This window comes from Mesorhizobium sp. M4B.F.Ca.ET.058.02.1.1 (genome assembly GCF_003952505.1).
In the GTDB taxonomy this organism is placed as follows: Bacteria; Pseudomonadota; Alphaproteobacteria; order Rhizobiales; family Rhizobiaceae; genus Mesorhizobium.
Window position 1 is genome coordinate 2,069,642 of sequence record NZ_CP034450.1, and the last position, 23,607, is coordinate 2,093,248.

Consider the following 23,607-nt stretch of genomic DNA (forward strand, 5'->3'; position numbering starts at 1 on the left):
CAACTCGGAATCGCGGATGCTTCGGCCAGCATCCCGTTTCGATGAGGATGCGCATGGGGTTCGCCAGGAAGCTCAGAACATGGCTCGGGCTCCGCCGAGACAAGACCGCGCTGCCGCCATTTGCGTCCGTTGGCCGTTGGACTTATGGCGTCGAGTCAAAAATGATTTACGGCTGTGGAGCGCACTCCTCGCTCAGGATCGGCGCCTTTTGCTCGATCGCCAATGAAGCGCTTTTCATGTGCAGCGCCAATCACCCGACATCATTCGTTTCCACCTATCCGTTCAAGGTTCGTGTGACGAGGGAGGAGCCGGATGGATCGGACCTGCTCACGAATGGCCCCATCGAGATCGGCAATGACGTGTGGGTCGGGCGCCGCGCCATAGTCATGCCTGGTGTCAGGATAGGAGACGGTGCCGTCGTTGGCGCTGGAGCCATCGTCACCAAGGACGTCGCTCCCTACGCGATCGTGGCCGGCAATCCGGCCAGGCTTATCCGCTACAGGTTCGACGCGCACCAAATCGAAAGCCTGCTTGCGATCCGGTGGTGGGATTGGAGCGACGAGAAAATCCGCGCCGAGCAGCCGGCGTTCTTCGGTTCCATCGACGCCTTCATCGCGGCCCACGCAGCGCCTGAAGCGGCTCGCGCGGGTTTGGGGCCTACGCTGGCGCCCGCAGGTCCTCGATGACAGTGCCGGCGGCGGCGACCTCGGCCTCGTGGGCCGGTTCACGCCAGGTCTCGGCGAGGGCCGCCGCGTACCATTCGCGCATAGCAGGCAGGTCGAGCAGCCGCTTGGGATAGGCGGCCGCGGCGCCTTCGAAAACCAGCCCATAGGACTGCGCCCGAAACGCCACCGGGGCAAAGAAGGCATCGGCGGCGGTGAAGCGCTCGCCAGCGAGGAACGGACCGCCGAAGCGGGCCAGGCCATCGTTCCAGAGGTCGCCGAGACGGAAGAGATCGTGCTTCAGGGCGTCGGACATCGCAAACGGCTCGACGCTGAGGCCGCAGCTCATCGGGCAGAGATTGCGCAGCGCGATGAAGCTCGAATGCATTTCGGCGGCCGCCGATCGCACCCAGGCTCGCGCCTTCGCGTCCGCCGGCCATACGCCCTGATGGCGCTCGGCCAGATATTCGACGATGCTGAGCGAATCCCAGACCGCCCAGCCGTCATCGACCAGGCACGGCACGCGGCCGTTCGGCGAGAACACCCGGTAGAGGGTAAAGCTCGATCCGGTCGGGAACGGGGTCAGCCGCTCCTCGAACGGGATGCCGAGCTCTCGCATCAGCACCCAGGGCCGCAGCGACCATGAGGAATAGTTCTTGTTGGCAATGTGCAAGACGTACACCGGGCATACTCCTTGTTTTGACGCAATTCCGGACGGAAAACCGCTGCGCACTTTTCCTGGAATTGCTTATCTTGCCGCGGGGACCGCCTGGCGCCCCTTGAACATCGACCAGCTGTACATTGCCAGCGCCGCCCAGATCAGGGCGAAGGCGATTGCCTGCGTCCTGCCGAACGGCTCGTCGAAGACGAGCACGGCGATCAGGAACACCATGGTCGGCGCGATATACTGCATGATGCCGATGGTGGAGAGGCGCAGCAGCCTGGCGCCGAAGGCAAACAGCAGCAGCGGCACCGCGGTGATCGGGCCGCAACCGATCAGCAGTGCGGTGTCGGAACCAGTGCTGGAGACGAAATGGTCCTGCCCGGTGGCGATCAAGTAGCCGATATAGCAAAGCGCCGGCACCGAGAGCAGCAGCACTTCGAGCAGAAATCCCTGGCTCGGGCCGATCGGCAGCGTCTTGCGGAAGAAGCCGTAGGCGGCGAAGGAAAATGCCAGCGCCAGCGACACCCAGGGCAGCTTGCCGGCCTCGATGGTGAGCACGGTCACCGCGATGGCGGCCAGCGCAACCGCCGCGATCTGCAGCCGGTCGAGCCGCTCGCCGAGCAGCAGCGCACCGACGACGACTACCACCAGCGGATTTATGTAGTAGCCGAGCGCGGTCTCGACGGTGCGGTCGACCGCGATCGCCCAGACATAGATCCCCCAGTTGACCGAGATCAGCGTCGCCGTCAGCGCCGCCATGGCGATGCTCTTGGGCGAGCGGATCGCGGCCTTGAAATCGGCGGTGCGACCGGCCCAGACCAAAACGCATGCGGCGATCGGCACCGACCAGACGATGCGGTGGCAGATCACCTCGATCAACGGCAGATGCGCCACCGCCTTCATGTAGAAGGGCAGCAGCCCCCACAAGAAATAGGCGCCCAGCGCCAGGAAGAAGCCGCGGCGGGCCTTGGCATCTGCGTCAAGCTGAGCTGTCTCGGTGACCATGGCCCAACGCTATGGCCCAGCCGGCCATGCAAGACCATCACAAAATTATGATGGATCAATGGACTTTTGGTGATGGTTCAAGCGGTTGACTTCGCTCCAGGTGCCGAGACTGAGTGCCAACTCAGTGCTGGGCGGGTTTCTCGACAAGCTCGAAGAAAAGCCGGTCGGGTGCCCCCTCATCGTGCCTGAAGCCGGTCAACTCTGCCGCCAGATCGAGAGGAATGTCGAAGACATAGTCGACATCACCTTCCTTGTCCTGCTGTGAAAACGCTCGCTGCCGCAGGGTTTCAAAGGAGGCTGGAAGATCTCCCGTGGTTTGGAGATCGCTGACCTCCTTGTCGCCGCTGTGCCAAACCCTCCAGATATTCTTACCGGCGCTCCAGAGCTCGGCGCGAGAAAACATCGTGTGTTCCTCGATATGCACGACGACCAGTTCCCTGCCCTGCGAGAACGCCGACAGGTAGCTGTCAGGAGGATTGGGAAAGCTGCAGTAGCCAAGGATGATGATCGCCCAGTTCTTGTCGCTGCGATAAGCATTCACCGGCGAATCGAAATCGTCCGATGAACCGCCGACTTCCCTGCCGAACAAGGCCGCGGCTTCCTTGATCCCGTAGCCCCGGAAGCCAAACCAGCTGATCGAAGAGCCCAAGCGCCTACTCCGCCGCCACCAGCCCCGCCATGTCGCGGTTCTTCATCAGCTTGTAGATGATCGAATCCATCAGCGCCTGGAAGGAGGCGTCGATGATGTTTTCCGACACGCCGACCGTCCACCAGCGGGCGCCGCTGGAATCGTGCGATTCGATCAGCACGCGCGTGATCGCTTCGGTGCCGCCATTGAGGATACGCACCTTGAAGTCGGCAAGCTCGAGGTCGCCGATCTCGTTCTGGTACTTGCCGAGGTCCTTCCTGAGCGCGATGTCGAGCGCATTGACCGGGCCATGGCCCTCGGCGACCGACATCTTCTCCTCGCCATCGACCATCACCTTGACGATCGCCTCCGACACCGTCTTCAACTGGCCGTTGGCGTCGAAGCGACGCTCGACCATGCAGCGGAAGGAGGTGACATTGAAGAACTCCGGCAGGCCGTGCAGCATCTTGCGAGCGAGCAGCTCGAAGGAGGCGTCGGCGCCCTCATAGGCATAGCCCTCCGCCTCGCGCTCCTTGACAACGGCGATCAGCGCATCGAGCCGATGGTCATCCTTCGGCACGTCGATGCCGCGCCGCTTCAGCTCGGCGAGGAAATTGGCCTTGCCGCCCTGGTCGGAGACCATGACGCGGCGGCGGTTGCCGACGGCTTCCGGGGGCACGTGCTCGTAAGTCGCCGGCTCCTTGGCGAGCGCCGAGGCATGAATGCCGGCCTTGGTGGCGAAGGCGGAGGCGCCGACATAGGGCGCCTGCGCTTCCGGGGCGCGGTTGAGCAATTCGTCGAAGGCCCGCGAGAGCCTCGAAATGCCGGTCAGCGCTTCAGTCGAAATGCCGGTCTCGAAACGATCGGCGAAGGCCGGCTTCAGCGCCAGCGTCGGGATGATGGAGATCAGGTTGGCGTTGCCGCAGCGCTCGCCGATGCCGTTCAGCGTGCCCTGGATCTGGCGCACGCCGGCCTCGACGGCGGCCAGCGAATTGGCCACCGCCTGCCCCGTGTCGTCGTGGGCGTGGATGCCGAGATGGTCGCCCGGAATGCCGCCGGCGATCACCGTCTCGACAATGGCGCGCACTTCCGACGGCTGCGTGCCGCCATTGGTGTCGCACAGCACCACCCAGCACGCGCCGGCATCGTAGGCGGTTCTCGCGCAGGCCAGGGCGTAAGACGGATTGGCCTTGAAGCCGTCGAAGAAATGCTCGCAGTCGACCATGGCTTCCTTGCCGGCGGCGACCGCCGTCTCGACCGAGACCTTGATCGAGTCGAGGTTTTCCTCGTTGGTGCAGGCGAGCGCGACGCGCACATGATAGTCCCAGCTCTTGGCGACGAAGCAGATGGCGTCCGACTTCGACTGCACGAGCGCCGCCAGCCCCGGATCGTTGGAGGCCGAGACACCTGCCCGCTTGGTCATGCCGAAAGCGACGAATTTTGCCTTGGCCGTGCGGTTCTCCTGGAAGAAGGCGGTGTCGGTCGGGTTGGCGCCGGGATAGCCGCCCTCGACATAGTCGATGCCGAACTCGTCCAGCAATTTGGCGATGGCGATCTTGTCCTCGACGGAAAAGTCGATACCCGGCGTCTGCTGGCCGTCGCGAAGGGTGGTGTCGAAGAGGTAGAGGCGTTGCTTTGTCATCGTTCTGTGGGCGCTTGAACACCCCCCTCTGCCCTGCCGGGCATCTCCCCTCAAGGGGGAGATCAGCAGTTCGAATGCCGCGCCACAACCTGCAGCGTTGAAAATTTGCGAAAGCCGCGACGAAGGCCAATCTCCCCCCTTGAGGGGGAGATGTCCGGCAGGACAGAGGGGGGTGCTGCGGGCTGTCATTTTTTCCCCGCAAACCCATCTGTCGCCCGGATCAGCCGGTCCAGGATCCCTGGTTCCGAATAGGCATGGCCGGCGCCCTCGATGAGGTGGAAATCCGCCTTCGGCCAGGCCTTGTGCAGCGCCCAGGCGTAGCGCGCCGGGCACGGCATGTCGTAGCGGCCGTGAACGATGGTGCCAGGGATGTCCTTCAGCTTCCAAGCGTCGCGCAGCAACTGCCCCTCCTCGAGCCAGCCGGCATGGACGAAATAGTGATTCTCGATGCGGGCGAAGGCGACGGCAAAGTCGTCCTCGCCGAACTTGCCGCTGGTTTCAGGCTCCGGCAAGAGCGTGATCGTCTCGCCCTCCCACAGGCTCCAGGCGAGGGCTGCCTCGACCTGTGCCTTGCGGTCGCTGCCCACCAGCCGCTTGCGGTAGGCGGCCATCATGTCGTCGCGCTCCGCTTCCGGGATCGGCGCCAGGAAGCGCTCCCACTTGTCGGGGAACATCTCGGAGACGCCGAACTGATAGTACCATTCGAGCTCGGCGCGGGTCAGCGTGTAGATGCCGCGCACGACGAGTTCGCTCACCCGCTCAGGATGCGTTTCGGCATAGGCGAGCGCCAGGGTCGAGCCCCAGGAGCCGCCGAAGACCAGCCATTTGTCGAAGCCCGCCATCTCGCGCAGCCGCTCGATGTCGGCGACCAGATGCCAGGTGGTGTTGGCCTCGAGCGAAGCGTTGGGCGTCGACTTCCCGCAGCCGCGCTGGTCGAACAGGATGACGTCGTAGAGCTTCGGATCGAACAGCCGCCGGTGTTTCGGCGAGATGGTGCCCCCCGGACCGCCGTGCAGGAACACGGCGGGCTTGGCGCCCCTGGTGCCGGAGCGCTCCCAATAGACCCTATGACCGTCGCCGACATCGAGCATACCGGTCTCGAACGGCTCGATCTCGGGATAGAGCGTACGCAAGCCACCACTCATGACTGTCATAGTTTCAAGCCCTGCTGCGGCCAGTTGGCCGTCTCGTGATCGGGATGCTGGAAGGAGATGATCTGCTCCTGCCGTCGATAGAAGTCGGGGTCGTCGAGGACCGGCGCCTCGAATATCTTTTCCACCCAGGGCAAGCGGACGGCGTAGTTGACCTGGATCAGCGGCGCGAGGTCCGAGCGGTCGTCGAAGGCGCCGATGGCGATCTCCAGCGCGCCGGGCTGGCGATAGGTCAGCGGCGTGCCGCAGCGGCGGCAGAAGCCGCGATCGATGTTGACCGAGGACTGGAAATAGCTCGGCTCCTCGTGGGTCCATTCGACGCCGTCCTTCGGCACCGTCACCAGCGCTCCGAAGAAATTGCCGAACTGTTTCTGGCACATGCGGCAATGGCAGATCGACGGGCGCCCTAGCTTGCCGTTGATGCGGAAGCGCACGGCGCCGCATTGGCAGCCGCCGGTTCGAACTTGATCGGTCATGGTCTTTCCTCCGGCGGCCATTGGTCGGTGTCGTGGTCGGGGTGCTGATAGGAGACGAGCTCCGCCAGATAAGGCGCCGAGCCGATGTCGGCCATTGTCTCCTCACCCGGCAATTGCGGGACGGAATCGACGTAAGGCAACTTCGCCTCGGTGCCCCACTGGATGGTGGGCGCGATGCCGGCCGGATCGTCGAAGGTGGCAATCGCCAGCGCCATGCCGTCGGGCGCCTCGAAGGACAGCGGTGTACCGCACTCCGCGCAGAAGCCGCGCCATGCTGCGCTGGAAGAACGAAAGCGCTTGGGCTCGCCGCGCGTCCATTCGACCTTGGCGCCGCGCACCGAGACCAGCGGCAGATAGAAATTGCCGCTCGCCTTCTGGCACATGCGGCAATGGCAGATCGAGGCATCGCCCAGCGCGCCCTCGACGCGGAAGCGCACCGCGCCGCACTGGCAGCCGCCTGTGTAGACTGGCCGGTTGTCGAGGCTCATGGCTGATCACTCCGGATCATGGCAGACCGCCTCTACATTGTTGCCGTCGGGATCGAAGACGAAGGCGCCGTAGTAGTTCGGATGATAATGCGGGCGGAGCCCCGGTCCGCCATTGTCCCTGCCGCCGGCGGCAAGGGCCGCTGCATGGAAGGCATCGACCTCGGCGCGGCTGCGCGCGGTGAAGGCCACATGCTGGTGATCCTTCGGCTTGTCCTTGCCCGAGCTCAGCCAGAACACCGGCCGGTCGCGGCCATAACCGCCGACCTTGGCGCCGCCGGTGTATTCTGTGGGCACCATGTAAAGCAGCGAAGCGCCGAGCGGCGCCATCGCCTTGTCGTAAAAGGCCTTCGAGGCGTCGAAATCGGAAACGGTGATGCCGAGATGGTCGATCATAAAACTGCCTCCCTTGCTGGTTCGCGTGCCGGCCTATCGGCGCCGGCGAGGCCAGCCTCGATCACGATGTGCTGGCAGACATTGTCGATATCGCGGATGACGTCGTCGTTCCAGAAGCGCAGGATGGTCCAGCCGAGCGCTTCAAGCCTGGCTGTTCTTGCTGCGTCAGATGCGGAAACTTCATGTGAAGCGTGTTGGGAGCCATCCAGCTCAACGATCAGCTTTTTGGTTGGACATGCAAAATCGACGATGTAGCCAGCTATCGGCATCTGACGGCGGAACGCCAGCCCCATGAGTCGGTGTACGCGTATTGCATTCCAAAGCTTGAGTTCGGCATCTGTCATCTGCTTGCGCATCTTGCGCGCATTGCCGCGATTGATGGGAGATACGCGATAATGGGTCATCGCGAGGCACCCCCCTCTGTCCTGCCGGACATCTCCCCCTCAAGGGGGAGATCAGATGTCGCCACTGCTTTCGCCAATCACCCACCTCGCAAGACGAACGCCGTCGGCGGAGCTGCCAATCTCCCCCTTGAGGGGGAGATGCCCGGCAGGGCAGAGGGGGGTGCTTGGCGCCACCCTCACCGCTTCACCTCCCAGGTGGTGATACGCTCGCCGGTGACAGGATCCTTGCCGTCTTTCAGCTGCACGCCTTGCGCCAGAAGCTCGTCGCGAATGCGATCGGCCTCAGGCCAGTTCTTCTCGGCGATCAGCGCCAGACGTTTGGCGATGGCCTTGGCGATGGCCGCCTCGTCCACCTCGGCCGTGCCGACATCGAAGCCGAGGAAGGCAAGCGCGGCCTTCAGCGACGCGGCGGCGGCGTTGCCTTCCGCGGCCTCGCTGGCAAGCAGCGTCAACTGCTGGAAGGCGGCATAGGTGGCGAGATCGTCGGACAGCGCCGCAACGACCTCCGTCGGCAATTGCCCGGCCGCCGGCGCGAGATCGGCCGCGCGCTTCCATTTGCGCAAGGTGTTTTCGGCCTCTTCCAGCTTGCGCACGGAGAAGTCGATCGGCTCACGGTAATGCGTCATCAGCATCGCCAGCCGCAGCACTTCGCCCGGCCATTTGCGGCCGCCAAAGGTCTCGGTCTCCAGCAGCTCATGGATCGAGTAGAAATTGCCGAGGCTCTTCGACATCTTCTGGCCCTCGACCTGAAGGAAGCCGTTGTGCATCCACACGTTGGCCATCACCTCGGTGCCGTGGGCGCAGCGCGACTGGGCGATCTCGTTTTCATGGTGCGGGAAGATCAGGTCGAGGCCGCCGCCATGGATGTCGAAGACCTCGCCGAGATAGGCGGCCGACATCGCCGAGCACTCGATGTGCCAGCCGGGCCGGCCCCTGCCCCAGGGGCTTTCCCAGCCGGGCTCTTCCGGCGAGGACAGCTTCCACAAAACGAAATCGCCAGGATTCTTCTTGTGCGCGTCGACGGCGATGCGGGCGCCCGCCTGCTGCTCGTCGAGATTGCGCTTGGACAGTTCTCCGTAGTCGGGCATCGAGGCGGTGTCGAACAGTACCTCGCCCTCGGCTTCATAGGCATGGCCGCGCTCGATGAGTTGCCCGATCAGCGACAGCATGTCGGCTTTGCCGTCGGCACGGGGGGCGACGAACTCGGTGGCGCGTGGCTCGAAGGTCGGCTCGAGGCAGCCAAGGGCAGCGACATCCTTGTGATACTGGTCGGCGGTCTTTTCGGTGACGTGGCGGATCGCCTCGTTGAGCGACAGCTTTCCCGACGCGATCTGGCTGCCGAAATCACGCAGCGCCCGGGCATTTATCTTGTCGTCGACATCCGTGATGTTGCGCACATACGTAACGTGCTCCTCGCCATAGAGTTGGCGCAGCAGACGGAACAGCACGTCGAAGACGATCGCCGGCCGCGCATTGCCGATATGGGCAAAGTCGTAGACCGTCGGGCCGCAGACATACATGCGCACATTCAGCGGATCGATGGGGACGAAATCGTCCCGCGTCCGCGTCAGCGTGTTGTAGAGGCTGAGACCCTTCGATGCGTTGGACATGCGTGCCCTCCCGGTCCGTTACTGTCTTGGATGGAGCCGGCCCGCGCCGAGGCGCAGATCGAGCTCCAGCCTGCTGGCCGGGGCGTTTGTCCAATCTGGGGAAAGATGAGGCGAAAACGTCCGGACCAGCGCGAGGCTAGCCAATAATGCAAATGCCACAAATGGCGAAAAACGTTTTCATGCGCGGCTTTATCGCCCTGGCGAGTGTTGCCGTCAAGTCGCAACTTTGAGCAAACGAGTCGCCGGGTCACAGCTTATGAGACAGTGAAACATTTTATTAAACATGTCGGCACAGTGATGAAACTTTCGCCGGCTAGATCGCCAGGCGTCACGATTTGGTCGGAATCGGCCATCAAACGCGGACACAGAAATGTTACCAGGGAAGAGACCAATGCCACGAAGCAAGCAGGAACCGAGCCGAGCCAAGCAACCGGCGCTCGCCAACCAATACAGGGCTATCGGACCGGCCGCGATTGTCGCCGCCCTTCTTCACACCGCGAAGAAGAAGAAGCCGGCGCAGAAGTTCATCTCGCCGCGCGCTGCCTGAACAGGCACGCAGCCGGCGCTGGGCGCCGGCGATGAGGGCGCGAACAAGCGCCTGGAAATGAAGGCCTCCACAGTCTTCGCTAGAATAGCGTCATCTGACTGTCGTCCGCGCCGGGCTTCTGGCGCCTGACCTTCCCGGGTTGCGGCCCGACAATGCCCCGCTCCTGAATCTCCGGCCCAGTGTTGGTGACCTTGTTGACAAGGTCGGAAACCGGAATTGCCTCGAAGAAATCAGGGTGAGCCGGCCGCAACAGGTCGAGCACATCGCGCGGCTCCTGCGTGCGGCAATCCAGCCAGCGGGCGAAGTCGCGCTCCTCGATCACCACCGGCATGCGGTCGTGGATATGGGCGATGCCCGAACTGGCACGGGCGGTGAGGATGGCGCCGGTGTCCATCTCGGAGCCGCCCGGCTCGGCGTAGGTCTCGATCAGTCCGGCAAAGGCAATGAGCCCACTATGCCTGGGACGGATCCAGTAAGGCTGGCCCGCGGCACCCGCGCCGGCTTGCTGCCATTCATAGAAGCCGGAGGCCGGCACCAAAGCGCGGCGATGGCGCATGGCGGTCTTGAACGAAGCCTTCTCCGCCGCCCCTTCCGAGCGGGCATTGAACAGCAGCGGGAATTCCCGCGTGTCCTTGACCCAAGCCGGGATCAACCCCCAGCGCACCAGCATCGCCTGCCGGTCCGGCAGGTTGGAACCCGGCGCCCTTGGCGGACCCGCAAGCGCCATCAGCACCGGCTGCGTCGGTGCGATGTTGTAGCGGGCCGGAAACGCCTCCAGCTCCGCCAGGCCGAGAAAGGCGGCGGTCTGCTCCGGCGTGGCGGTAAGGGCAAAGCGTCCGCTCATGGCTTTGACTCTTCGATCGGGATCGCCGTGAAAGTGGCGATGGAACCGCAGCACTGTAACCGCTAGAGCTGTCCGGTCCATAACCTCAGCCAGCAACTGACGCGATTCGAAGCGCATGAACGAGGCTCGCAAGATCATACCGGCCGTTTCCGTCGCGATCGTGCGCGGCGACAAGGTACTTCTGGTCAAGCGGGCCCGGCCACCGTCGCAAGGGCTCTATGCCTATCCGGGCGGCAAGGTCGAGCCTGGCGAGTCGCTGGCGCAAGCGGCGGCGCGCGAGCTCGAGGAGGAAACCGGGTTGCGGGCAGATGGCTACCGCCCGCTGCGCGATATCCACATCGATGGCAGCGGTGAGAATCACGCGGTCGACTATCTGCTGACGGTGTTCGGCGCGGCTTACGCCGGCGGCGAGCCGGTGGCCAGCGACGATGCCGAGACCGCGGCGTTCTATACGCTTGCCGAGATGGTAACCATGCCGCTGGCGGGAGACGTTTTCGAGGTGGCGGAGGAATTGCTCGGGTCTCAGAAAAATACAGGAGCGTAGGGCCGCGAAAATCGCCTTGCAGGCGACAAAATGTTTCGCCACAAAGCCTTATCCTCGCCACGACAAGGTCCCGATGACCCGCGCCTCGCCTCTCCTTGCCGCATGCCTTGCCGCCAGCATGGCGCTGACGGCTTGGCCGGCGTTCCCCGCCGAGGCGCCGTTCGAACCAGGGCTGATGCGGTTGGCGGAAGTGCTGGGATCGCTTCATTTCCTGCGCAATCTCTGCGGCGAGAAGGGCGACCAGTGGCGGGTCGAAATGGAAAAGCTGCTGGCATCGGAAAACCCCGACCCTGAGCGGCGGGCCCGCTTCATCGCTTCGTTCAACCGCGGCTACCGTTCCTTCGGCGGCACCTATACGCAATGCACGGCCTCGGCTACGGAAGCCATCAGCCGCTACATGAAGGAAGGCGAGACGCTGTCGCGCGACATCGCCTCGCGCTACGGCAACTGACGGCATCCGGCCTCCCGCCCCCTCGCCACCCACAGGTTTTCAGAACCAGCGCTTGTCTATGCCGCCATCTTGGTGCAATCCTTATGTTGCACTTCTGCAACAGCGTTAACGAAACGTTACGGTGCGGATGTGAAATTAACTCAAACTGAAGGTTTTGGTGCCGCTCGCCGGCCTAATCGGCTAAGTTTGGAAACTATCGAACGCAGGCTTTTGCAACGCGACGGATTTTGTCGGGTATGACCCCAAAAATGTCGTATTTACAAACGGTTACTCAAGCCCGCGTGTGAAAGGGACAGCCCAGGCCCGGTCCGCACAAAGGATCGCCGCATGAACAGGGTGGACATCGCAATGGAACATGCCGTCAACGACATCGACGCGTTGGTCAGGGAGGAGAAGCGCCTGACCGCCGTGGAAAGCCATAGCGAGGCGTGGGCGGAAGGGCTGTCGGCCGGCATCGAGCCGGAAATCATCGCCGAGGCAGCGCTTGAAACCGCGTTTGGCGAGATGCTGCGCGCAAATGGCGAAACCTCGGCTCTTGCCCTGCTCGATCGCATGCGTGAAAAGGTGATCGCCGGCGCCTTCGAACCGGAGCGGCTGAAGCACTGAGCCCGGTTCTTTGACGGCGGCGCGCCGTTTGGGCATCATTGCATCAAAGGCACCCAACCGGCCCGAGCAGCCCGGCGGGCTTGGGCACATGGAGAGGCAGGCGGTGAATTTTTCGACCTCAGGCCAGCCGCGCGGCCTGGTTTTCAGCCTCTGGCTTGCCGCCTTCTGCGCCGCGATTCCGCTGGCGCTCAGCCTCACGATCAGCCCTGCCCATGCCCTGAGCGAGATCAAACGCGAGGACCTGCCCTCGCCGGCGACACCATCGGCCGATGACGACATGGCGCCGCCCGGCAGCGCCGTGCCGATGCCCGATCCGCTCGGCACGACCCCGCCCGCCACCAGCCAGCCGGGCAACGCGCCCGAGGAGAGCCAGCCGGAAGGGCCTGCGAACGACGGCGGTACCGCCAGCCCGAACTCCGACCCGGACGCACCGCCGCCGGAAGTCGTCTACGACCTCGCCAAGCTGCCGGAACCGGTCAAGCGCATGCATGATCTGATCGTCGAGGCCTGCCGGAGCGGCGACATCGAGAAGCTCAGGCCGCTGATCGGCAAGGGCGATTCGATGACACAGCTGTCGCTGGGCGACATCGAGGGCGATCCGATCACCTTCCTCAAGGGGCTTGCCGGCGACTCGGAGGGTCAGGAAATCCTCGCCATCATGGAAGAGGTGCTGAGCGCCGGCTACGTCCATGTCGATGCCGGCACGCCGCAGGAACTCTATGTCTGGCCGTATTTCTTCGCCCTGCCGCTCGACAAGCTCGACGCCAAGCAGCGGGTCGAGCTGTTCAAGATCGTCACCGCCGGCGACTATAACGACATGAAGCAGTTCGGCGCCTACATCTTCTACCGCGTCGGCATTACGCCGGCCGGCCAGTGGATGTTTTTTGTTGCCGGAGATTGACAATCCGCACGTTTAATTTCTTCCGCATTTCACCCTAGCGGCATTGTCCATAACCTCGTCGGCATAGAAGTAGAAGTTCATGAAGTCTTCGGTGATGCCCATGGCTTCGGCGGTCTCAATGCATTCTTGCACGGCTTCTCCAGAGCCTTTAGAGGCAGCCAGGCATGCTCTTACTTTTTTGTCCCCAGGTTGAGCAATCTCCGGTGACGACAAGCGATGCATCAATCGATCATCGCTTCCACGGCTGCCGCGGCCAAAAATCTTCATTTGAAGCATCAATGATACTTTATTGCGATCCATATCATATTTATGCAAATCGTCCAGGACAATTGTCCCGTTCTCTATATATACTTCAAATATTTCTGTAGGACTTACTTCACCAGTCGCCACTCTATGCCAAATAGAATGAAATGCTTCATCGCAGTCACCTGCTATAACCATGTTTTTGAACGCCATTTCGTCGAAATCCGAATAATTCGTTTCGAGATTTCGCGCCAGACTCTGCGTTCCGAAACCATACCAGCCGACCACTGTGGCCAGCGCGGAGACATGCAAGATTTTCAGGAGCGCATATTTGCCGTTCATGGAACGCATCTTCCGTTATCTCCATTGACGGAACTGCAGTACCCCACCGTTCGCCGTGGAAAGAGCGGAAAATCCAATGTGGCGGAATAGCTACCTCGCCAGCGCCTCGGAGAACTCCACCGCCCTGCCCTGTCCAGGCGTAACGATCTCGCCTTCCCACATGACGCGTCTACCGCGCACGATGGTGCCGACCGGCCAGCCGGTGACCTGTTTGCCGTCATAGGGCGTCCAGCCGGCCTTCGAGCCGGCCTGCGCGTTGGTGATGGTCTCGCGGCGCTTGAGATCGATGACCGTGAAGTCGGCGTCGTAGCCGGCGGCGATGCGGCCCTTGCGCGCCATGCCGAAAATGCGCTGCGGACCGTGGCTGGAAAGGTCGACGAAGCGCTGCAGGGTCAGCCTTCCGGCATTGACGTGGTCGAGCATGATCGGCACCAGCGTCTGCACACCGGTCATGCCGGATGGCGAGGCCGGATAGGGCTTTGCCTTCTCGGCGAGCGTGTGCGGAGCGTGGTCCGAGCCCAGAACGTCGACGATGCCTTGCGAGATGCCGTGCCAGACGCCGTCGCGATGGCGCGCGGCGCGCACCGGCGGGTTCATCTGGATCAGCGTGCCCAGCCGGGCGTAATCATCGGCGGCGAGCGTCAGATGGTGCGGCGTCGCCTCGCAGGTCGCGACATCCTTGTGCTGTTCGAGGAAGAGGATCTCTTCCGCGGTCGAGATATGCAGGACGTGGATGCGCGCGCGCGTCTGCCTAGCAATGCGCACCAGCCGCTCGGTGCAGCGCAATGCGGCGATCTCGTCGCGCCAGACGGGATGCGAGGAAGGGTCACCCTCGATCCTTTCGCCCAGCCGCTCCCGCAGCCGGAATTCGTCCTCCGAATGGAAAGCGGAACGGCGGCGTGTGTTGCGCAGGATCGAGGCGACGCCTTCGTCGTCCTCGACCAGCAGGTCGCCGGTAGACGAACCCATGAACACCTTGATGCCGGCCGCGCCCGGAAGCCGTTCGAGTTCGGCGACGTCTTCGGCATTGTCGCGGGTGCCGCCGATCCAGAAAGCGAAATCGCAATGCATGCGGCCCGTGGCGCGCCGCACCTTGTCGGCAAGGGCGGCCTCGCTGGTGGTCAGCGGGTTGGTGTTGGGCATCTCGAAGACAGCGGTGACGCCGCCCAGCACGGCCGCGCGTGAACCGGTCTCCAGATCCTCCTTATGTTCCAATCCCGGCTCGCGGAAATGCACCTGGCTGTCGACGACGCCGGGCAGGATATGCAGGCCCTTGCAGTCGATCGTCTCGCCGGCGGAAGCCTGGCCGAGATCGCCTATCGCGGCGATGCGCCCCGCCCGCACGCCGACGTCGCGAAAACCCTCGCCGTCATGGTTGACCACCGTGCCGCCTGTCAGGATGAGGTCGTAGGTGGTGGCCATGGGCGTTTCGGTCTCTTGCGGGGGAGTGTCAGGGGCTTACGTAAAGGCTGACCGTTTTGCAAGATCAGGCTCAATTTCCATCCATGCCCTTTGCCCTGCTGAAAGACCGCGCCCTCATTTCCGTGTCAGGCCCGGACGCCGAGCATTTCCTGCAGAACATTCTCACCACCGACCTCGACGCGCTCAATCCCGGCGAAGCGAAGCCCGGCGCGCTGTTGACCCCGCAGGGCAAGATCCTGTTCGACTTCCTCATCTCGCGCACCGACGAGAATGGCTTCCTGCTCGAATGCCGAGCCGATGTCGCCGACGATTTCGTGCGCCGGCTGATGCTGTACCGGCTAAGAGCCAAGGCCGAGATTGCCAAGCAGGATCAGGTGCTTGTTACCGTCAAGTGGAACGAAGATTCAACCGCCTCAGATTCCGATTCAACGACGCACGCCGATACCCGCTTCCGTAACGTCGCGGTCCAGCGCAGCTATGGCGCCGCGTCGGATGGTGGCGACGCCGGCGCGTGGCAGGCGCTGCGCATCGCCAACGGCATTGCCGAAAGTGGAACCGACTATCCCCTCGGCGACGCCTTCCCGCATGATGTGCTGCTCGACGAGACCGGCGGCGTCGGCTTCAGGAAGGGCTGCTATGTCGGCCAGGAAGTGGTCTCGCGCATGCAGCATCGCGGCACTGCCAGGCGGCGTGTTCTGATCGCTTCCGCGCAAGTCCCCCTGCCCGGTCCAGGCACGGAACTGACGGTCGCCGGCCGGCCTGTCGGAACGCTTGGCTCGACCGCCGGCGCGACCGGCCTTGCGATTGCCCGCATCGACCGGGTCAAGGCGGCGCTCGACGCCGGTCAGCCGATCATGGCCGACGGAGTCACAGTTTCGCTCGCCATCCCGCCTTTCGCCAAATTCGGCTTTCCGCAGGACGCCGCCGGCGTGGAGGAGGCCTGATGGCCGCCGATCGCGCCGGGGCGCCGCCGCGCGCCTGGCAGCGCATGCTGTCAGGCCGGCGCCTCGACCTGCTCGACCCCTCGCCGCTCGACATCGAAATCGCCGACATCGCGCATGGGCTTGCCCGTGTGGCGCGCTGGAACGGCCAAACCAGCGGCGAGCACGCCTTTTCGGTCGCGCAGCATTCGCTGCTGGTGGAGGCGCTATTTTGCGAACTGGTGCCGGCGGCCTCTGCCGACGCGCGGCTGGCGGCGCTGCTGCACGATGCGCCGGAATACGTCATCGGCGACATGATCTCGCCGTTCAAGTCGGTCATGGGCGGCTCCTACAAGGATTGTGAGTTGCGCCTGCAGCGCGCCATCCATCTGCGTTTTTCGCTGCCGGCGGACCTCGGTGCCGCCTTGCGCAAGGAGATCAAGCGCGCCGACCAGATCGCCGCCTACTACGAAGCGACGCTGCTTGCTGGCTTCTCCACGGCGGAAGCGACCGAGTATTTCGGCCGGCCACGCGGTTTTTCCATCGAGCGCTTGGACTTCACGCCACGTTCGGTGACCTGGGCGCAGACGGCTTTCCTGAAGCGCTTTACGGCGCTCGAAGCGAAGCGTCCGTCTTTCGTCGCTGCGAATTCCACGACGTGAAAGAATGCTGCCGCGCGAGAGGCGCGGCAAGTTTGGCGTAATCTGCTACTGTGCTGGCGCGGCCTGTCAGTGAATGGCACCTCTGCTCGACCCTAGATTGGGCTCAAGCAAGATGAGAGGCAATCATGTTTGACAGACAGAAAAAGACAGCGCTCGTGACCGGCGCATCCTCCGGCATGGGCAAGGAAATCGCCAAGCGCCTGATTCAGGACGGCTTTCAGGTCTATGTGGCCGCGCGCCAGATCGACAGGATGGAAGACCTCGCGGCGCTCGGGGCACGCCCGTTGCGCATGGACATTTCGAAAGGCGCGGAGATCGACGCGGCTGTCGCCAGCGTCCTCGCCGAAGTCGACAGTGTCGACGTGCTCGTGAACAATGCGGGGTTCGGTCTCTACGGGCCGGTCGAGGATATCGGACTCGACGAAGCGCGCTATCAGTTCGAGGTCAACGTCTTTGGTCCGGCCCGGCTGACGCAACTTCTGCTGCCGGCCATGCGCAAGAAGAAGGCCGGCACGATCGTCAACATCACCTCGATGGGCGGCAAGATCTATACCCTGCTCGGCGCCTGGTATCACGCGACGAAGCATGCGCTGGAGGGCTGGTCGGATAGCCTGCGGCTCGAACTCGCACCCTTCGGCATCAAGGTCGTGGTTGTCGAGCCTGGCCTGATCGAAACCGCATTTGGCGATGTCGTCGCGGCCGGACTGCTGAAGCGATCAGGGGCTGGCGCCTATGCGAAGGTGGCCCAGGTTGTGGCGAAGACGACGAAAGCGAGCTACGGCCATGGCCGCGGCAGCGATCCGCGCGTCATCGCCGATGTGGTCTCGACGGCCGTCAGGTCGGCCAGGCCGCGGACGCGGTACGCCGCCGGCAAGTACGCGAAAATGATGATCGGCATCCGGAGATGGTTGGGCGATCGCATGTTCGACCGCCTGATCCTAAGCCAGATGCGGTGAAGGAAAGAGCATGAGCGGAATACCGGCTGACAAATGCAAGGTGCCACGCGCATTCTGGCACGCCGTGGAACGTCTCGGCGTGCCTGCGTCCGGGGTGTTGCGGCAGGCCCGGCTTCCCGCCACCCTTCACCTCAGCGAAAAAGCCTTTGTCACCACCGCTCAATATTTCGCGCTCTGGCGGGCCCTTGAAGAACTGTCCGCGGAACCGACTCTGGGCATAAAGCTGGTCCAGGCCGCCGACACCGCAATCCATCCACCCTCCACGCTGGCCGCCTTTCACGCGCGAGATTACCGTGACGGCATAGCCCGCATCGCGCGCTTCAAGCGGCTCTGCACGCCCGAGCAGCTGAATGTTGCCGAATCGGCCGGCGAATGCACGATAAACTCCGAATGGCTTTACGCCACGGAGCCGGCGCCCGCGATTGCCACCGACGTCGCCTTTGCCATGGTCGTCGAACTCGGCCGACGGGGAACGGGACAGCATCTTACGCCCTGGCGTGTCGAACTCACGCGTCCCGATCCTGAGAGCCACGTACACCGGGACTACTTCGGATGTCCGGTCCGCTATGGCGTCCGGCGCGACCTGCTGGTCCTGCGGTCCAGCGATCTCGATCGCCCTTTTCCCGGCCACAACCCCGAGCTTCTTGATATCCTCACACCGGCGCTCGCTGCAGCGCTGGGCGAGCTTCTGGCAAAAAGCTCCGTGGCCGAGCAGGTGAAGATCGTTCTGAAGAGAAATCTGGCGAGTGGGAGACCAGAGCTTTCCGACATCGCGCGTGAGCTTGGAACGAGCGAACGCACGCTGCAGCGGCGAATCACCGAGGAAGGAACGAGCTTCCGCGAGCTTCTGGTCGAGGCGCGACAGGAACTCGGCAGGCAATTACTATCGGATCCAACGGCCGACATTGACGAGGTCGCCTGCCTGCTCGGTTACCAGGATGCGAGCTCGTTCTATCGCGCATTCCGGGAGTGGGAGGGCACGACCCCCAACCGCTGGCGGGAACTCAACTTCAGCGGCCTGAAACGGGCGGCTTCCGACAGCCTCATGCACTAAACCGGTGCTGCCCCGAGTTCGCCTTTGTCGTTGGCGTTCTCCGCAAATGCATTGGCGCCCTCTGTTACTGTGCCGTGCACAAGCAGCCGCTATCCAGATCCTCGTCGAATTCTCACTGGCTTCTTCCGAGGACGTGGATGCAGAACGATTTCTGGATGTTTTTTCGGTCCTGGCTTGCCGCTCCGCTCCGGGTTGCGGCAATCGCACCGTCCGGCAGCGCGCTTGCCAGGATCATGACGCAGGACATCACTTCCAGAACCGGTCCTGTTATCGAGCTTGGGCCCGGCACCGGCGTCTTCACGGCAAAACTGCTCGAGCGAGGCGTGCGGCCGGAAGACCTCACCCTCGTCGAATACGGCGCAAATTTCGCGCGGCATTTGGAAACCCGTTTTCCGCGGGCGCGCGTGCTTCGCATGGACGCCGCCCGCGTGGGGGATATCAAATTCCGCAATGAGGCATCCGTCGGGGCGGCCATCAGTGGCTTGCCGCTGCTGAGCATGCCCGACCACAAGGTGATAGCAATCCTCGACGGGGCTTTCGCGCATCTGAAGCCTGGCGGGGCATTCTACCAATTCACCTACGGTCCGCGATGCCCGGTCGCGCGACCGATCCTTGAGGGATTAGGCCTCAGCGCAACGCATATAGGACGCACTATGCTGAACGTTCCGCCGGCGGCGGTCTACCGGATTGTGCGCCACCCAGCGAGGGCGCCAAGGGACAGAACCGTTGCAACGGTCACCCCATAGATCGGGCTGAAACGGCCTCCCAGGACGAGCGCTTCACGGCGCTCGAAGCGAGGCGTCAGGCAACGGTTACGCTGCATTCCGCCAGCTGAACAAACGCTAAATTAACCGGAGACTACCACAGTAGCCGGTCAGTTCACGGTCCGCAGGCGCGAATATGCCCGTCGCTCAGGTCAAGGCTGGTTCGCCCGCGCGCAGGCGCCGCGCGGCGGGCATCGGCCCGACAAAGCGTATCGAAGACGAATTGCGCGAGCAGAACGAACGCTTCTCGGCTGCCGTCGAGAACATGTCGCACGGCCTGTGCATGTTCGACGCCGACGAGCGGATGATCATCTGCAACCGCCACTACCTCGACATCTTCTGCCTCGACCCCGCGATCGTGCGGCCCGGCATACGCTTCTTCGACATCCTCCAGCACAGCGTCGAGATCGGCGTCGCCTCGCACAGCGCGGCGGATCTCTACGCCATCCGAAAGCCCTATATCGACGGGGCGAAGCCCTCGACCTATGAGGAAACGCTGTCGGATGGCCGCATCATCGACATCTCGCATCGGCCGCTGGCTTCGGGCGGCTGGGTGTCGATCTACGAGGACATCACCGTGCAGCGGCGCGCCGAGCTGGAGCTGAAAGAGCAGCATCGTCGCTTCGACGCAGCGCTGGCCAACATGTCGCAAGGCCTGCTGATGTATGACGCGGACGGCAAGATGATTGTCCGCAATGAGCGTTTTCTGGAACTCTACAACGTGACCGCCGCGGATTTCCCGCTGGGAACGACCCATCGTGACGCGCTCGAACGGCTGGTGGAGCTCGGCATCTATACGAAGATCGATGTCGATAGCGAAGTCGCCAAGACCGAAGCCTGCCGGAAAGCGGCGAAAATACACTCGACATACCGCCACCTTAGCGATGGCAGGACGCTTTTGGTCACACGACGACCGATGAGCGGCGGCTGGGTGGCAACTTTCGACGACGTCACCGAGCGCCAGCTTGTCGAAGAGCGCATGACCCATCTCGCGCATCATGACACGCTGACCAACCTGCCCAACCGTTCGATGTTCCGCGAGCGCCTCGACAAGGCCTTGAGCGAGGCGACGGTCGCGCCGATGGCGATCTTCTCGCTCGACCTGGACCGCTTCAAGGCGGTCAACGACACCTTTGGGCACCCGGCCGGCGACTGGCTGCTCAAATGCGTGGCCGAACGGCTGCAGCGCTGCCTGCGCAACGAAACGGATGTCGTCGCCCGCTTCGGCGGCGACGAATTCGCCATCATCCAGTTCAACGTCAAGGGCGCCGACGACGCCGAAAGGCTGGCCAAGCGCATTGTCGAAGTCATCGGCAAGCCCTATCGCGACAAGAGCCGCGACATGCATGTCGGCATTAGCCTTGGCATCGCGCTCTACCCCAACGATGGCAAGGATGCCGACACGCTGTTGAAGAATGCCGACATGGCGCTTTATCGCGGCAAGAGCGAGGGCCGCAACGTCTACCGGTTCTTCGAGCCCGGCATGGATGCGATGGTGCGGGCGCGGCAGGTGCTCGAAACCGACCTCGAGGCAGCGCTGCCACGGCACGAGTTCGAGCTGGAGTTCCAGCCGATCATGAACATCCCCTCCGGCGAGGTCGTCGGCGCTGAAGCCCTGATGCGCTGGCATTCGCCGACGCGCGGCCGGGTGTCGCCCGATGATTTCATACCGGCCGCCGAGGAAACCGGGCTGATCGTGCAATTGGGCGACTGGGCGCTGCGGAAGGCCTGCACGGCGGCAGCGGGCTGGCCGCATGCGATGCGCATCGCCGTCAACGTCTCTGCCGTGCAGATCAAGAGCGGCACCTTTGCCCGCAGCGTGATTGCGGCGCTGGCCTTCTCCGGTGTGCCGGCCGACCGGTTGGAGCTCGAAATCACCGAAACGGTGCTGATGGACGAGAGCGACACTGTGCTGAAGACGCTCGGCCAGCTGCGCGATCTCGGCATCCGCATCGCGCTCGACGATTTCGGCACCGGTTACTCCTCGCTGGGCTATCTCCGGCGCTTCCCGGTCGACAAGATAAAGATCGACCGCTCCTTCATCCGCGACATCGATAACCGCGACACCGCGGCGATCGTGCGCGCAGTGATCGGGCTCGGCGCGCAACTCGGCATCACCGTCACCGCCGAAGGCGTCGAGACAGAAGCGCAGCTCGACATGCTGCGCGAGGCCGGCTGCGTCGAGGCGCAAGGCTACCTGATCGGCGTGCCGTCGACGGCGGCGGAGATCAACCGGCTGCTGAGAACGGGGACGGCTCTGCGCCGGTCCGGATGAAGGAGAACGCTCAGCGTAGCGTCTCGATGTACTTTTCGTGGAAGCTGACATAGCCGGGCTCAATCAACTTGAGATGGCGCTCGATCAGCCCGTGGAACTCCGGCAACCGATGGAATGGCACGCCGGGATAGGCGTGATGCTCGGCATGGAAGGGCATGTTCCAGGCAAGCTTGCGCACCAACCAGTTGGTCAGCGTCGTCCTGGTGTTCTCCAGCATGTTGGCGACGAAGGGGCAACGGCCGTGCTCGGCGAGCAGATAGAGCCTGAGGAACGGCTGTCCGAGCAGCGCCGGCAGGATCCAAACGTAAAGCAGCACCGTTGCCTTGAACCAGAGCGCGAGCAACAGCACGGCGGCGTAGACGGCGATCATGGCGCGCGCCTCGGCGCGCACCTTCGGACGCCCCTTCGGGGGCACGTAGCTCTCATGGCCACCACCAGTCGCGTTGGTGTAGAGCGTCTTGAAGTGGCCCCACCATACCGGGAGACCCGAAACATGGACGATGTATTGCCGCAGGGTTTCGGGCTTCGGAAAGGCGAGTTCCGGGTCGTTGTCCGGATCCTGGGTGAAGCGGTGGTGGGCGAAATGGAAATAGCGGAACCAGTCGGCGGGCAGTACGATCGCCAGGCTGCACAGCCGCGCGACGGCATCGTTCAGCCACTGCGTCTCGAAGGCGGTGCGATGCACCGTCTCATGCAGCAGCGTGAACAGGAAGACGATCAATATGCCTTGCGGTAGCATCAGCAACGGCCAGAACGGCACCTTGGCGGCGATCAGGCCTCCGAGCAGCAGGATGGCGTCGAAATGGGCAGCGAGCTGAATGAGCCCCGGGCCGTCCGACTTGCCGGTCAGGCGACTGCGCTCCTCATTGGTAAGCGATGCGATGACGTCGCGATGGTCCATGGTTCGTTCCGGCTGCTCGACTTTGTTCACGCACATTAGCCACAAAGAAACCTTTCTAAAAATGAGGATTTCTGCAATCTAGATAAGTTCAACTTATCTTATGGATTGCCCGTGGCCACGCTACCCTCACTGAAAGGACTGCAAGCCTTCGAGGCGGCGGCGCGCGCCGGGAGCTTTGTCGCGGCTGCGGAAGAGCTGTCGATCTCGGCGGCCGCGGTCAGCCAGCTCATCCGCACCGTCGAGGCGCAGATGGGCCGCAAGCTGTTCCATCGCGTCAACCGGCGCGTCGTGATGACCGAAGCCGGCGTGGAGATGCTGCCCAGGTTGACCATGGCCTTCCAGGAGATCGGCAGCGTCTCGCGCGAGGTCAGCGGCGGCGCATTCCGCCCCCGGCTCGTCGTGTCGGTGCCGCCTTCCATGGCGATGGGCTGGCTTTCCGAGCGTCTCTCCGGCTTTGTCGCCAGCCACGGCGCCGTCGACATCTCGCTCAGGGGCGACGACGATCCGGTGCCGTTCGACCGCGAGCTGATCGACATCAGGCTCTCTTACGGTCCGCATTATCGCGAGCACCCGACCGAGGACATCGTCCGGGACGCCGTCTATCCCGTCTGCGCGCCGGCGCTGACCGGCGCGATGAAGCGTGACGGCCTCGCCGGCCTGCCGCTGATCCATACGGACTGGGGACCGACCGGCGCGTCGTTCCCGTCCTGGCGCAACTGGTTCGAGGCGGCGGGGATCGATCCGGGCCGATCGGCGCGGCGCGGCCTGTCGGCAAACTCGTCACGGGCAGCGCTCGACCTCGCCATTTCAGGGCTAGGCGTGGCGCTCGTCCAGGGAATCTACTGCGCCCAGGCGCTCGAAGACGGCCGGCTGGTTCGGCCGGTCCTCCGCACGGCGGACCTGCGCCAGCCCTATTGCCTGACGATCCCAGAGCGCAGCGCCCGGCGCGACGTTGTGGCGGCATTCCGCGATTGGCTGATCGAGGAATGCGCGCGCGCCGTCAGATCGCCGGCGCTTATGGCTAATTTCGCCGATCAAGCATCCCCGTAGTA

Annotated in this window: 27 protein-coding genes; 13 read left to right on the forward strand and 14 right to left on the reverse strand. The window is 63.5% G+C overall.

The window, feature by feature from the left end:
* The first annotated feature begins 53 nt into the window (after positions 1-53).
* Positions 54-686 carry a CatB-related O-acetyltransferase gene (locus EJ073_RS32735; protein WP_126055682.1) on the forward strand — a complete coding sequence of 211 codons (633 nt, stop codon included), beginning with the start codon at positions 54-56 and terminating at the stop codon, positions 684-686.
* Here EJ073_RS32735 and EJ073_RS10615 read toward each other — a convergent pair.
* The 10 genes from EJ073_RS10615 to cysS form a co-directional block, all read right to left on the reverse strand.
* A complete protein-coding gene (locus tag EJ073_RS10615; protein WP_126055683.1) occupies positions 658-1,344 on the reverse strand; it encodes a glutathione S-transferase family protein in 687 nt (228 codons plus the stop codon). The genes EJ073_RS32735 and EJ073_RS10615 overlap by 29 nt on opposite strands.
* Before the next feature lie 66 nt (positions 1,345-1,410).
* The gene (gene rarD, locus EJ073_RS10620) at positions 1,411-2,331 is read right to left on the reverse strand and encodes an EamA family transporter RarD (RefSeq protein WP_126055684.1); all 921 of its coding nucleotides are present in this window, start codon (positions 2,329-2,331) and stop codon (positions 1,411-1,413) included.
* A 121-nt stretch (positions 2,332-2,452) separates the two neighbouring features.
* On the reverse strand, positions 2,453-2,980 hold the full coding sequence (locus EJ073_RS10625; RefSeq protein ID WP_126055685.1) for a hypothetical protein: 528 nt from the start codon (positions 2,978-2,980) through the stop codon (positions 2,453-2,455).
* Between the two features lie 4 nt (positions 2,981-2,984).
* Positions 2,985-4,601, reverse strand: a complete 1,617-nt coding sequence (gene cimA, locus EJ073_RS10630; RefSeq protein WP_126055686.1) for a citramalate synthase — start codon at positions 4,599-4,601, stop codon at positions 2,985-2,987.
* A 185-nt stretch (positions 4,602-4,786) separates the two neighbouring features.
* Positions 4,787-5,746 (reverse strand): prolyl aminopeptidase, encoded by a 960-nt coding sequence (gene pip / locus EJ073_RS10640; protein WP_126055687.1) that lies wholly within the window; start codon positions 5,744-5,746, stop codon positions 4,787-4,789.
* A 5-nt stretch (positions 5,747-5,751) separates the two neighbouring features.
* Entirely contained in the window at positions 5,752-6,228 is a 477-nt protein-coding gene (locus tag EJ073_RS10645) for a GFA family protein (RefSeq protein ID WP_126055688.1), read from the reverse strand.
* Positions 6,225-6,716 carry a GFA family protein gene (locus tag EJ073_RS10650; RefSeq protein ID WP_126055689.1) on the reverse strand — a complete coding sequence of 164 codons (492 nt, stop codon included), beginning with the start codon at positions 6,714-6,716 and terminating at the stop codon, positions 6,225-6,227. Before EJ073_RS10650 ends, EJ073_RS10645 begins: the two co-directional genes overlap by 4 nt.
* 6 nt (positions 6,717-6,722) lie before the next feature.
* Positions 6,723-7,109: a VOC family protein gene (locus EJ073_RS10655; RefSeq protein WP_126055690.1), complete on the reverse strand. Its 387-nt coding sequence runs from the start codon at positions 7,107-7,109 to the stop codon at positions 6,723-6,725.
* Entirely contained in the window at positions 7,106-7,513 is a 408-nt protein-coding gene (locus EJ073_RS10660; protein ID WP_126055691.1) for a DUF559 domain-containing protein, read from the reverse strand. Before EJ073_RS10660 ends, EJ073_RS10655 begins: the two co-directional genes overlap by 4 nt.
* Positions 7,514-7,689: 176 nt before the next feature.
* Positions 7,690-9,123: a cysteine--tRNA ligase gene (cysS, locus tag EJ073_RS10665; protein WP_126055692.1), complete on the reverse strand. Its 1,434-nt coding sequence runs from the start codon at positions 9,121-9,123 to the stop codon at positions 7,690-7,692.
* A 391-nt stretch (positions 9,124-9,514) separates the two neighbouring features.
* Here cysS and EJ073_RS10670 point away from each other — a divergent pair, with 391 nt between their 5' ends.
* Positions 9,515-9,670 (forward strand): hypothetical protein, encoded by a 156-nt coding sequence (locus EJ073_RS10670; RefSeq protein ID WP_126055693.1) that lies wholly within the window; start codon positions 9,515-9,517, stop codon positions 9,668-9,670.
* Positions 9,671-9,749: 79 nt separating this feature from the next.
* On the opposite strand, the gene EJ073_RS10675 is transcribed toward EJ073_RS10670, so the two are convergent.
* Positions 9,750-10,514 (reverse strand): SOS response-associated peptidase, encoded by a 765-nt coding sequence (locus EJ073_RS10675; RefSeq protein WP_126055694.1) that lies wholly within the window; start codon positions 10,512-10,514, stop codon positions 9,750-9,752.
* 115 nt (positions 10,515-10,629) lie between these two features.
* Between EJ073_RS10675 and EJ073_RS10680 the strand changes: the two genes are divergently transcribed.
* The 4 genes from EJ073_RS10680 to EJ073_RS10695 all read left to right on the forward strand — a co-directional run bounded on the left by EJ073_RS10680 (position 10,630) and on the right by EJ073_RS10695 (position 13,016).
* Positions 10,630-11,058, forward strand: coding sequence for an NUDIX hydrolase (locus EJ073_RS10680; protein ID WP_126055695.1), 429 nt, complete (start codon positions 10,630-10,632; stop codon positions 11,056-11,058).
* A 73-nt stretch (positions 11,059-11,131) separates the two neighbouring features.
* Positions 11,132-11,509 carry a TIGR02301 family protein gene (locus EJ073_RS10685; RefSeq protein WP_126055696.1) on the forward strand — a complete coding sequence of 126 codons (378 nt, stop codon included), beginning with the start codon at positions 11,132-11,134 and terminating at the stop codon, positions 11,507-11,509.
* A gap of 348 nt (positions 11,510-11,857) precedes the next feature.
* A complete protein-coding gene (locus EJ073_RS10690) occupies positions 11,858-12,115 on the forward strand; it encodes a hypothetical protein (protein ID WP_126059159.1) in 258 nt (85 codons plus the stop codon).
* 103 nt (positions 12,116-12,218) lie between these two features.
* Entirely contained in the window at positions 12,219-13,016 is a 798-nt protein-coding gene (locus EJ073_RS10695; protein WP_189347552.1) for a hypothetical protein, read from the forward strand.
* 12 nt (positions 13,017-13,028) lie between these two features.
* Here the strand turns inward: EJ073_RS10695 and EJ073_RS10700 are convergent, their stop codons facing one another.
* Entirely contained in the window at positions 13,029-13,601 is a 573-nt protein-coding gene (locus tag EJ073_RS10700; protein WP_126055697.1) for a hypothetical protein, read from the reverse strand.
* Positions 13,602-13,691: 90 nt separating this feature from the next.
* Positions 13,692-15,023: a dihydroorotase gene (locus EJ073_RS10705; RefSeq protein WP_126055698.1), complete on the reverse strand. Its 1,332-nt coding sequence runs from the start codon at positions 15,021-15,023 to the stop codon at positions 13,692-13,694.
* Positions 15,024-15,106: 83 nt separating this feature from the next.
* On the opposite strand from EJ073_RS10705, the gene EJ073_RS10710 reads away from it, so the two are divergent.
* The 6 genes from EJ073_RS10710 (at position 15,107) to EJ073_RS10735 (ending at position 21,654) form a co-directional block, all read left to right on the forward strand.
* Positions 15,107-15,967: a folate-binding protein YgfZ gene (locus EJ073_RS10710; protein WP_126055699.1), complete on the forward strand. Its 861-nt coding sequence runs from the start codon at positions 15,107-15,109 to the stop codon at positions 15,965-15,967.
* Entirely contained in the window at positions 15,967-16,605 is a 639-nt protein-coding gene (locus EJ073_RS10715) for an HD family hydrolase (protein WP_126055700.1), read from the forward strand. The genes EJ073_RS10710 and EJ073_RS10715 overlap by 1 nt, the downstream gene beginning before the upstream one ends.
* 125 nt (positions 16,606-16,730) lie before the next feature.
* On the forward strand, positions 16,731-17,561 hold the full coding sequence (locus tag EJ073_RS10720) for an oxidoreductase (protein WP_126055701.1): 831 nt from the start codon (positions 16,731-16,733) through the stop codon (positions 17,559-17,561).
* 10 nt (positions 17,562-17,571) lie between these two features.
* The gene (locus tag EJ073_RS10725; protein WP_126055702.1) at positions 17,572-18,615 is read left to right on the forward strand and encodes an AraC family transcriptional regulator; all 1,044 of its coding nucleotides are present in this window, start codon (positions 17,572-17,574) and stop codon (positions 18,613-18,615) included.
* Positions 18,616-18,752: 137 nt separating this feature from the next.
* Entirely contained in the window at positions 18,753-19,361 is a 609-nt protein-coding gene (locus EJ073_RS10730; RefSeq protein ID WP_126059161.1) for a methyltransferase domain-containing protein, read from the forward strand.
* Between the two features lie 154 nt (positions 19,362-19,515).
* The gene (locus tag EJ073_RS10735) at positions 19,516-21,654 is read left to right on the forward strand and encodes an EAL domain-containing protein (protein ID WP_126055703.1); all 2,139 of its coding nucleotides are present in this window, start codon (positions 19,516-19,518) and stop codon (positions 21,652-21,654) included.
* Positions 21,655-21,664: 10 nt separating this feature from the next.
* Here EJ073_RS10735 and EJ073_RS10740 read toward each other — a convergent pair whose 3' ends face one another.
* Entirely contained in the window at positions 21,665-22,555 is an 891-nt protein-coding gene (locus EJ073_RS10740; RefSeq protein ID WP_126059162.1) for a fatty acid desaturase family protein, read from the reverse strand.
* Between the two features lie 111 nt (positions 22,556-22,666).
* On the opposite strand from EJ073_RS10740, the gene EJ073_RS10745 reads away from it, so the two are divergent.
* Complete coding sequence (locus EJ073_RS10745; RefSeq protein ID WP_126055704.1) at positions 22,667-23,605, forward strand: LysR substrate-binding domain-containing protein; 939 nt, start codon at positions 22,667-22,669, stop codon at positions 23,603-23,605.
* Positions 23,606-23,607 lie beyond the last annotated feature (2 nt).

What these genes read in the sequence shown, in the direction of transcription:
- EJ073_RS32735 (WP_126055682.1), top strand. Translation starts at nt 54, where the DNA reads ATGGGGTTCGCCAGGAAGCTCAGAACATGGCTCGGGCTCCGCCGAGAC.
- rarD (WP_126055684.1), bottom strand. Translation starts at nt 2,331, where the DNA reads ATGGTCACCGAGACAGCTCAGCTTGACGCAGATGCCAAGGCCCGCCGC.
- cimA (WP_126055686.1), bottom strand. Translation starts at nt 4,601, where the DNA reads ATGACAAAGCAACGCCTCTACCTCTTCGACACCACCCTTCGCGACGGC.
- pip (WP_126055687.1), bottom strand. Translation starts at nt 5,746, where the DNA reads ATGAGTGGTGGCTTGCGTACGCTCTATCCCGAGATCGAGCCGTTCGAG.
- EJ073_RS10645 (WP_126055688.1), bottom strand. Translation starts at nt 6,228, where the DNA reads ATGACCGATCAAGTTCGAACCGGCGGCTGCCAATGCGGCGCCGTGCGC.
- EJ073_RS10650 (WP_126055689.1), bottom strand. Translation starts at nt 6,716, where the DNA reads ATGAGCCTCGACAACCGGCCAGTCTACACAGGCGGCTGCCAGTGCGGC.
- EJ073_RS10655 (WP_126055690.1), bottom strand. Translation starts at nt 7,109, where the DNA reads ATGATCGACCATCTCGGCATCACCGTTTCCGATTTCGACGCCTCGAAG.
- EJ073_RS10660 (WP_126055691.1), bottom strand. Translation starts at nt 7,513, where the DNA reads ATGACCCATTATCGCGTATCTCCCATCAATCGCGGCAATGCGCGCAAG.
- cysS (WP_126055692.1), bottom strand. Translation starts at nt 9,123, where the DNA reads ATGTCCAACGCATCGAAGGGTCTCAGCCTCTACAACACGCTGACGCGG.
- EJ073_RS10670 (WP_126055693.1), top strand. Translation starts at nt 9,515, where the DNA reads ATGCCACGAAGCAAGCAGGAACCGAGCCGAGCCAAGCAACCGGCGCTC.
- EJ073_RS10675 (WP_126055694.1), bottom strand. Translation starts at nt 10,514, where the DNA reads ATGAGCGGACGCTTTGCCCTTACCGCCACGCCGGAGCAGACCGCCGCC.
- EJ073_RS10680 (WP_126055695.1), top strand. Translation starts at nt 10,630, where the DNA reads ATGAACGAGGCTCGCAAGATCATACCGGCCGTTTCCGTCGCGATCGTG.
- EJ073_RS10685 (WP_126055696.1), top strand. Translation starts at nt 11,132, where the DNA reads ATGACCCGCGCCTCGCCTCTCCTTGCCGCATGCCTTGCCGCCAGCATG.
- EJ073_RS10690 (WP_126059159.1), top strand. Translation starts at nt 11,858, where the DNA reads ATGGAACATGCCGTCAACGACATCGACGCGTTGGTCAGGGAGGAGAAG.
- EJ073_RS10700 (WP_126055697.1), bottom strand. Translation starts at nt 13,601, where the DNA reads ATGAACGGCAAATATGCGCTCCTGAAAATCTTGCATGTCTCCGCGCTG.
- EJ073_RS10705 (WP_126055698.1), bottom strand. Translation starts at nt 15,023, where the DNA reads ATGGCCACCACCTACGACCTCATCCTGACAGGCGGCACGGTGGTCAAC.
- EJ073_RS10710 (WP_126055699.1), top strand. Translation starts at nt 15,107, where the DNA reads ATGCCCTTTGCCCTGCTGAAAGACCGCGCCCTCATTTCCGTGTCAGGC.
- EJ073_RS10715 (WP_126055700.1), top strand. Translation starts at nt 15,967, where the DNA reads ATGGCCGCCGATCGCGCCGGGGCGCCGCCGCGCGCCTGGCAGCGCATG.
- EJ073_RS10720 (WP_126055701.1), top strand. Translation starts at nt 16,731, where the DNA reads ATGTTTGACAGACAGAAAAAGACAGCGCTCGTGACCGGCGCATCCTCC.
- EJ073_RS10725 (WP_126055702.1), top strand. Translation starts at nt 17,572, where the DNA reads ATGAGCGGAATACCGGCTGACAAATGCAAGGTGCCACGCGCATTCTGG.
- EJ073_RS10730 (WP_126059161.1), top strand. Translation starts at nt 18,753, where the DNA reads ATGCAGAACGATTTCTGGATGTTTTTTCGGTCCTGGCTTGCCGCTCCG.
- EJ073_RS10735 (WP_126055703.1), top strand. Translation starts at nt 19,516, where the DNA reads ATGCCCGTCGCTCAGGTCAAGGCTGGTTCGCCCGCGCGCAGGCGCCGC.
- EJ073_RS10740 (WP_126059162.1), bottom strand. Translation starts at nt 22,555, where the DNA reads ATGGACCATCGCGACGTCATCGCATCGCTTACCAATGAGGAGCGCAGT.